The sequence below is a fragment of the Lachnoclostridium phocaeense genome (assembly GCF_959599685.1).
GTDB lineage: Bacteria > Bacillota > Clostridia > Lachnospirales > Lachnospiraceae > Claveliimonas > Claveliimonas monacensis.
The window spans coordinates 1-7656 of record NZ_CAUGIN010000053.1; the positions used below are offsets into that span (position 1 = coordinate 1).

12 protein-coding genes are annotated in these 7656 nt (G+C 51.9%); 4 read left to right on the forward strand and 8 right to left on the reverse strand.

Annotated elements, in window-relative coordinates; translation table 11 throughout:
• Positions 1-77 precede the first annotated feature (77 nt).
• The 7 genes from Q5911_RS14595 to ylxM all read right to left on the reverse strand — a co-directional run bounded on the left by Q5911_RS14595 (position 78) and on the right by ylxM (position 4901).
• Positions 78-956, reverse strand: coding sequence for a hypothetical protein (locus tag Q5911_RS14595; RefSeq protein ID WP_076777609.1), 879 nt, complete (start codon positions 954-956; stop codon positions 78-80).
• A 231-nt stretch (positions 957-1187) separates the two neighbouring features.
• Complete coding sequence (gene trmD, locus Q5911_RS14600; RefSeq protein WP_303183907.1) at positions 1188-2000, reverse strand: tRNA (guanosine(37)-N1)-methyltransferase TrmD; 813 nt, start codon at positions 1998-2000, stop codon at positions 1188-1190.
• The gene (gene rimM, locus Q5911_RS14605; RefSeq protein WP_303183894.1) at positions 2000-2512 is read right to left on the reverse strand and encodes a ribosome maturation factor RimM; all 513 of its coding nucleotides are present in this window, start codon (positions 2510-2512) and stop codon (positions 2000-2002) included. The genes trmD and rimM overlap by 1 nt, the downstream gene beginning before the upstream one ends.
• An 84-nt stretch (positions 2513-2596) precedes the next feature.
• Complete coding sequence (locus Q5911_RS14610; protein ID WP_076777611.1) at positions 2597-2827, reverse strand: KH domain-containing protein; 231 nt, start codon at positions 2825-2827, stop codon at positions 2597-2599.
• 18 nt (positions 2828-2845) lie between these two features.
• On the reverse strand, positions 2846-3091 hold the full coding sequence (rpsP, locus tag Q5911_RS14615; protein ID WP_033125421.1) for a 30S ribosomal protein S16: 246 nt from the start codon (positions 3089-3091) through the stop codon (positions 2846-2848).
• A gap of 63 nt (positions 3092-3154) precedes the next feature.
• Positions 3155-4516: a signal recognition particle protein gene (gene ffh / locus Q5911_RS14620; protein WP_303183897.1), complete on the reverse strand. Its 1362-nt coding sequence runs from the start codon at positions 4514-4516 to the stop codon at positions 3155-3157.
• Positions 4517-4556: 40 nt separating this feature from the next.
• Positions 4557-4901 carry a YlxM family DNA-binding protein gene (ylxM, locus tag Q5911_RS14625; protein ID WP_076777613.1) on the reverse strand — a complete coding sequence of 115 codons (345 nt, stop codon included), beginning with the start codon at positions 4899-4901 and terminating at the stop codon, positions 4557-4559.
• Positions 4902-5042: 141 nt separating this feature from the next.
• Between ylxM and Q5911_RS14630 the strand changes: the two genes are divergently transcribed.
• From Q5911_RS14630 to Q5911_RS14640, 3 genes are all read left to right on the forward strand, one after another.
• Positions 5043-5282: a chorion class high-cysteine HCB protein 13 gene (locus tag Q5911_RS14630; protein WP_076777614.1), complete on the forward strand. Its 240-nt coding sequence runs from the start codon at positions 5043-5045 to the stop codon at positions 5280-5282.
• Between the two features lie 123 nt (positions 5283-5405).
• Positions 5406-5891, forward strand: coding sequence for a hypothetical protein (locus Q5911_RS14635; protein ID WP_303183900.1), 486 nt, complete (start codon positions 5406-5408; stop codon positions 5889-5891).
• Between the two features lie 2 nt (positions 5892-5893).
• Positions 5894-6181 carry a hypothetical protein gene (locus Q5911_RS14640; protein WP_303183902.1) on the forward strand — a complete coding sequence of 96 codons (288 nt, stop codon included), beginning with the start codon at positions 5894-5896 and terminating at the stop codon, positions 6179-6181.
• 64 nt (positions 6182-6245) lie between these two features.
• On the opposite strand, the gene Q5911_RS14645 is transcribed toward Q5911_RS14640, so the two are convergent.
• Positions 6246-6710, reverse strand: coding sequence for an acyl-CoA thioesterase (locus Q5911_RS14645; RefSeq protein WP_076777617.1), 465 nt, complete (start codon positions 6708-6710; stop codon positions 6246-6248).
• A 118-nt stretch (positions 6711-6828) separates the two neighbouring features.
• On the opposite strand from Q5911_RS14645, the gene truA reads away from it, so the two are divergent.
• Positions 6829-7566 carry a tRNA pseudouridine(38-40) synthase TruA gene (gene truA / locus Q5911_RS14650; RefSeq protein WP_303183905.1) on the forward strand — a complete coding sequence of 246 codons (738 nt, stop codon included), beginning with the start codon at positions 6829-6831 and terminating at the stop codon, positions 7564-7566.
• Positions 7567-7656: the final 90 nt, after the last annotated feature.

Below are 7656 nucleotides of genomic sequence, written 5' to 3' on the forward strand. Positions count from 1 at the left end.
GAACTATGTATTCTACGACAAAAAGATTACCTTCGCAGCAAAAGGCCTTGCACCTCTTACAGTGCAAAGCCTTTTATTTATCTGCAGTGTAGTTCTTCTATCAGCCTGGTGAGCTCACTCTCCTCCATCTCCAGATCCTCAGCAATCTCCGATATACTCTTTCCCCTGGATAGTTTCTTGCCAATCTGCTCCTTTAGTAAAGACACTCGTCCTGCTTCTCTTCCTTCCTCCCAGGCCTCCTGCCGCTCCTGGCGGATATGCTTTGCCTGGTCATATTCGTAGATACTCATTCTCTTCGCCTCCGCTCGGTTCTTCATCAAAAACTCTGCAAGGATCCCCTCCCGGATACATTCTGTGATCGCATTCTCAACTGCCTCTTCTATAGACTGCTCTTTTGCGTATCTTCGCACCCTGGATGTATAGGCAGCATAATCTGCCAGTGTTCTGCTGGCGTTCATCAGCTCCGGATTATGTCCCGCGTTAATGTTCAGCATCAACACAGTAAGCTCCAGCTTATGCTCGTCCTCCTCTGCCTCGTAGAGATCTGACATCTTAAGTATCTGCCTGTCCGGCTGCTCTTCCTCTCCATTATAAAAAATAATGAACTGAGGCGAAGGGATCTTTACTGCTTTCATTCCGTACAGATTTTCATCTCTTGTCATGTCCGCGTACAGATCCGAAAGATACAAAAGCATTCTGAGAGGGAGGTTGGGACTGTAGGTGGACTGGTGCTCATAGAGGGACAGCCGGGAGTCGATCACAAAGGACAGGTCATTCTTGATGGCCATGTAGATCGCATTCTCCAAAGTATTGATCTCCAAAAGCTCCGGATCCTTATAGTCGGTTCCTCTCACTGCATTATACAGCTCCAACAGTCTCTCTTTTTCGCTGAACAGCATCGTAAATATGGATGACTTGTAATTCCGGTTCGGAATCGGGTAGCTTCTTTTCCTCATATGTACCTCCTTCTTGTTAAGATCTGCAGGAGGTATCCTGCCTGGAAAGAAGCATTTTGCTCAGGAAACCTCTCTGCTTTGTGTAATGGAAACAAAAGCATTGAGATTTCTTTTGAATTTTGTAGAACTTCAGATGCGGCAGACGCCGTAAGAGAAAAACTGCCAGAAATATAATGCTTTACATATATACTAGCACATATTCCTGACAGTTTCCATAAAAAATTCTGTTTTTTAGTTTTCCTCTTCTTCCGTTTCCTTCTCCCTCAGGATCTCCGCCGCCAGCTTCTTCTCGTCCGCTGTCAGCTCCGCCTTCTCAAGAAGGTCCGGCCTTCTCCTGGCCGTGCGGATGACAGACTGCTCCCTCCGCCACTTCTCGATATTGGCGTGGTGTCCGGACAGGAGGATGGGGGGCACCTGCTTGTCGTGCCATACCTCCGGCCTGGAATACTGGGGATACTCAAGGAGGTTGTCCTGGAAGCTCTCAAATTCCGCGGACACGTCATTGTGAAGGACTCCCGGCACAAGGCGGGAGATGGTATCTACCATGACCATGGCGGGGAGCTCGCCGCCGGTGAGCACATAGTCTCCGATGGAGACATAGTCTGTCACGATCTCCTCCAGCACCCTCTCGTCGATGCCCTCGTAGTGGCCGCACAGCAGCACCAGATCTTCCTCTTCTGCCAGCTCCTGGGCCATCTCCTGGCTGAATGTCTGCCCCTGGGGGGAGAGGTAGATAACCCTTGTCCTCTTAGGCTGGGCAGATGCGGCGCCTTCCGCTTCGTGCGCCTCCGTGTCTTCTCTTCGCTTCTGGATCTGCTCCTCAATGGCCTGGTAAGCCAGATATACCGGCTCCGCCTGCATCAGCATGCCGGCACCGCCGCCGTATGGATAGTCGTCCACGCTGTTGTGTTTATTGAATGCATAGTCCCGGATGTTGACAGCCTCGATAGAGAGAAGGCCCTTCGCGATGGCCCGCCCGGTGATGCTGGTGCCAAGGCCGGCCATCACCATGTCCGGGAATAGTGTCATAATATGAAAATGCATCATGGCAGAAGTCCCTCCATCAGATGGATGTGCATCTCATTTTTTTCCGTGTCCACACGGAGGATGCACTGGCGGATGGCCGGGACGAGGACTTCCCCGTGCCGGTTCGAATCGATGATGTAGACGTCATTTGCCCCGGTCTCCAGCACGTCTCTGAGGACGCCAAAGTGCTCTGCCGGGTCGTCCGTGTAGACGTCCATGCCGATCATGTCACCGATGTAGTACTCATCTTCGCCCAGGGGGGAGGCGTCCTCCCTGTCGATCATAAGGCTCTTTCCTTTGTATTTTTCTATGTCGTTTATGTTATCGATCCCCTTGAATTTCAGGATAGCGAACTGTTTGAAGAATTTTACATGTTCGATCTCCAGGGGGATCTGTTCTTTTCCAGTGTCAAGATATACTTTTTTCAGCTCTCTGAAATACTGTGCGTCATCTGTGGTGGGAAATACCTTCACCTCGCCGCGGATGCCGTGGGTGGAGGTGATGACGCCTGCCTGCAGTTGTTTTTCCATCTCTATTCTCCTTGTAAAGAAAAGCGTGTCCCGGAAGATCCCGACATACTGTCTCTTTGTCCCTTCCTGGACCCGCTCTTTTTCTTAGCCAGCGATATCTACTACCACTTTCTTATCTTCTTTTGAGGCTGCTGCTTTCACGACAGCGCGGATTGCCTTGGCGATACGCCCCTGCTTGCCGATGACTTTACCCATATCTGAGTCAGCCACTTTCACTTCCACTATGGTCGTGCGGCCTTCTTCCTTCTCTGTCACAACAACGCTCTCGGGATCATCTACAAGTGCTTTGACGATGACTTCCACTAGTTCTTTCATACTGCGCACCTCCCAGTATTATTTTTCAATGCCTGCTGCCTTGAAAATCTTTCCTACTACCTCTGTAGGCTGCGCACCGTTGTTCAGCCATCTCTTAGCGGCCTCCTCGTCTACTTTGAAGACGCTGGGATCCTGATTCGGATCGTAAGTGCCGATTTCCTCGATGAATCTGCCATCTCTTGGGGATCTGGAGTCAGCTACAACAATTCTATAGAAAGGAGCCTTCTTCTGTCCCATTCTCTTTAATCTGATTTTTACTGCCATTTTGTTTCACCTCCACATATTTATTGATCTATATGGCACATGCGCTGTACACGCCTGTGCTGGTTAAAAAGGTAATCTGAATTTTCCCTTTTTACCACCTTTTCCGATCATCTTCATCATCTTCTTCATCTCGTTAAACTGCTTGACCATGCGGTTTACCTCGCTGATGTCCACACCTGCGCCTTTTGCGATGCGGTGCTTTCTTGAAGGATTCAGAAGATCCGGGTCACGGCGCTCCGCCGGAGTCATGGAATAGATCATGGCCTCCATCCGCGCCATCTTTTTCTCGGCCTCCTCGGCCTGGCTGTCATCTAACTGCATGCCCTTTTTACCGCCCAGACCGCCCATGGCGCCCATGCCGGGAAGCATGCTCATGATACCGGAGAGCCCGCCCATCTTCTTCATCTGCTTGGTGCTCTCCAGGAAGTCGTCGAAATCGAACTGGTTCTTTTTCATCTTGCGGGTCATCTCTTTGGCCTTCTCCTCGTCGATCTCGGCTCCTGCCTTCTCGATGAGGGTCAGCACATCGCCCATGCCAAGGATTCGGGACGCCATCCGGTCCGGATAGAACTGCTCCAGATCCGACAGCTTCTCTCCCATACCCACGTAGAGGATCGGCTTGCCGGTCACTGCCTTGACAGACAGGGCCGCACCGCCTCTTGTGTCGCCGTCCAGCTTGGTAACGATGACACCGTCGATGCCGATCTTCTGGTTGAATTCTTCCGCTACATTGACCGCATCCTGTCCGGTCATGGCATCGATCACCAGGATCGTCTGGTGTACTTCCACAGTCTCCTTGATCTCCTGTAGCTCTGCCATCATGTCCTCATCAATGTGAAGACGGCCCGCTGTATCCAGGATCACCAGATTGTTACCGTTCTTGCGGGCATGCTCCAGAGCTGCCCTGGCGATGTCCGCCGGCTTGTGGCTGTCACCCATGGAAAAGACTTCCACTCCCTGCTTTTCTCCATTCACCTGGAGCTGTTTGATAGCGGCCGGACGGTATACGTCACAGGCCACAAGGAGAGGTTTCTTCCCTTTCAGTTTATATTTTCCCGCCAGTTTTGCGGTGGTCGTTGTCTTACCTGCACCCTGGAGACCTGCCATCATAATAACAGTGATGGCGCTTCCAGGCTGGAGCTTGATCTCTGTGGTCTCGGATCCCATGAGGGCAACCAGCTCCTCATTGACGATCTTGATGACCATCTGTCCCGGGTTCAGCCCGTTCATCACGTCCTGCCCGATGGCACGCTCCTGCACATTCTTAATGAAGCTCTTTACGACTTTGAAGTTGACATCCGCGGCCAGAAGCGCCCGCTTGATCTCCTTCATAGCCTCTTTGACGTCGTCCTCTGTCAGCCGTCCCTTGCTCCGCAGATTGCGGAACACATTCTGAAGTTTTTCTGTCAGACTGTCAAAAGCCATTCTTAACTCCTCTTTGCCTCTCTATTACACATATTACAAATTACAACTCATCTATGATCTCTCTTGCTATCTTTCGGATCTCCCGGGCAAGCTGGCTGTCGTCCTCCGGGTCATACTGATCCAGCACCTGATCGATCCGGTGCACTTTCTCCCGGACTGCCAGGAATTTCTCCACCAGGTGGAGCTTGTCTTCATAGCCCTGGAGCGTCTTGTCGCAGCGCTTTACCAGATCGTGGACCCCCTGCCGGCTGATCCCCGCCGCCTGGGCGATCTCACTCAAAGAGAGGTCCTCCAGCACGGACTGTTCGTAGATCTCTTTCTGGTGACTGGTCAGAAGTTCTCCGTAGAAATCATATAACAATGTCTGCTTTAAAAAATCATCCATCTCAAATCACCTGTGTTATCATATAACAAAGTTTCCTTGCTGTCAAGCATTTTTTCTTGACACCATATAAAATTTATTTTTCACACATCTCAGCCCCAAGCATATGATGTACTGTAAACAAAAAATGTTGGAGGCAATCATATGAGCGACTTATCAGCAAACTGCGGATGCGGATGTGACTCTGGTGTACGTTCCGGCTGTGGATGCGGAAGCGGATTTGGAGGAAACAGCTGCCTGTGGATCATCCTTCTTCTGTGCTGCTGCGGCGGCTTCGGACGGAGCGGCGGCGACTACGGATGCGGATGCGGCAATGACAGCTGCCTGTGGATCATCCTTCTTCTGTGCTGCTGCGGCGGTTTCGGAGGAAACGGCTGCTGCTAATGGCAGATAGGAGGGCTGCGGCCGATGGACATATGCGTCTGTCGGGCGCAGCCCCTTTTAGGTGTCATACTTTTTTCTTTTTTTCCATATATATAGTTACAACACTCAAGACAGGTGGGCTGTATGGATAAACGCACGCCGCTTCCCATGACTCCTTTTGACACCCTCACATCCTCCGGGGAACTGCAGATGGTGAAGCTTTTACTCCCCTATACTCCCCCTGCCATTCAGAGGATGCTGGCCTTTTTCATCAAATTCACTGAGCTTCAGAACACGGTCCGCTACTTCGGCGTCTTCTCCCGCGCACCGGTACGGGAGGAATTCCAGGGCTCAGCTCCCTCCTTTCCGGAAATACTGGAAGAGCTGAAGCCCTACATGGGGGAAAGCAGTGAGACTGTGGACAGCATCCTCTCCGCCATGAGTATGATGGAGATGATGAAGGACATGGATCTGTCCGGGATGTCTTCCCCCGATCTGTCCGCAGCCGGCAGTGGAAATATGGAAGACATCTTAAATATGATGCACATGTTCCAGTCCTCTCCTCCGGGCGGGGACACCCGGGAAGATACGGAAGACGGCAACGATCATAAGCAGAAAGGAAATGAATGACAATGGCGCAGGAATGGATGAATCATCCGGCAATGAAACATATTGATCCTGTCAAGCTGGAGCTCATCAGGACGGCGGCCGCCCGGACCTCCGGCAAGACCGGGAACAGCCTGGCGGCCGCCATGATGGCTCTCATCTCCTCCGCAAACAGGGAGGGCATCCGCTTCTCCCCGGAAGAGACATCCCTTATCCTTGAAATCCTGAAGGAGGGACGCTCCCCAGAGGAGAAAAAACAGATCGACAGCATGGTCAGCCTTGTGATGGCCCAGATGAACCGCAGGAAAAAATAAGGCCGGCGCATAAGGGACTAGGTCCCCTTGCGCCGGCACGGGCATAGCCGGGCGGGTGTGCGGATCACAGCCTGTAGTGCTTCCGCATCTCCCGCCTTTTCTCTGCATTCTTCCATTCTTCCTTTTCATCCTCTGTCTCCAGCTCCAGCCTGGGCACTCTGGTGGGATGGTCATTCTCGTCCAGCGCCACCATGGTAAAGTAGGCCCGGTTGATGAGGGTTCGGTTGCGGTCCAGATCCTCCACGCAGGAGTCCACTTTTACTTCCATGGATGTATTTCCCACGTAGGTCACCTTTCCCGTGATCACAACCACATCCTTCTGATAGGCGCCCCGCAGGAAGCTTAAGTTGTCCACGGAGGCGGTGATCACATTTTTTCTTGTATGCCGTTTCGCCACAAGCCCGGCCAGCTCGTCCATCCACTGCATGAGGATCCCTCCGAACAGTCGTCCCGCCGCATTGAGGTGGTTGGGACGCACCATGTGGACAGTCTCCGATACGGACTCTGATACTTTTCTGCTCTCTGTCATTTTGCAATCTCTCCTGTCTGTCATTTCTTTGTTCACTGGACAGTATATCAGATAATCTGCTATACTAAAACTGATTTTAGATGTTTTTGTGATTTCATATCGTGATAGGAGGAGAACCATGCGCAATATCAAGCTTACCATAGAATACGACGGCAGCCGCTACCAGGGCTGGGTCCGTCTGGGAAAAAACGAGTCCACCAACACCATCTCCAACAAGATCCTGGAGGTCATCCGGAAAATGACCGGCGAGGACGTGGAGCTCTTCTGCGGCGCCCGCACAGAGGTGGGTGTCCACGCCTACGCCCAGACCGCCAGCTTTAAGACAAACACGGACATGAAGGACTATGAGATCCAGCACTATCTGAATCGGTATCTGCCTATGGATATCGCCATCATATCAGTGGAGGACATGCCGGAGCGCTTCCACGCCCAGCTGAATGCCAGGTCAAAGATCTACATCTACCGCGCCACCATCAGCGATGTACCCAGCGTCTTTGACTTCAAGTACACCTACCACTGCTTCCGGAGACCGGACATGGCAGCCATGAAAGAGGCAGCCAGTCTCCTCACGGGCAGACATGACTTCAAGAATTTCTCTACCGTAAAGCACAACAAGTCCACCGAGCGGGAGATGTACCAGATCGACATCTACGATGACGGGGAGGAGATGCAGATCTCCATGCACGCAGACGACTTTCTCCACAACATGCAGCGGACCATCGTGGGCACGCTTCTTGAGATCGGCCTTGGCACAAGGAAGCTGGAAGACATCACCGCCATCTTTGCCGGTGAGCAGCCGGCCAGCGCGCCCTGCGACCCCAAGGGAATGTATCTGCAGGAAGTGCGATATGAATAAAGAGGGTAAATTGAGCGAAAAGGGAAACCCGTTTGGGCAATGTCATTTAGTTAAGACATTAGCGGAGCGGTTCTTACAGAGCAAGGTATA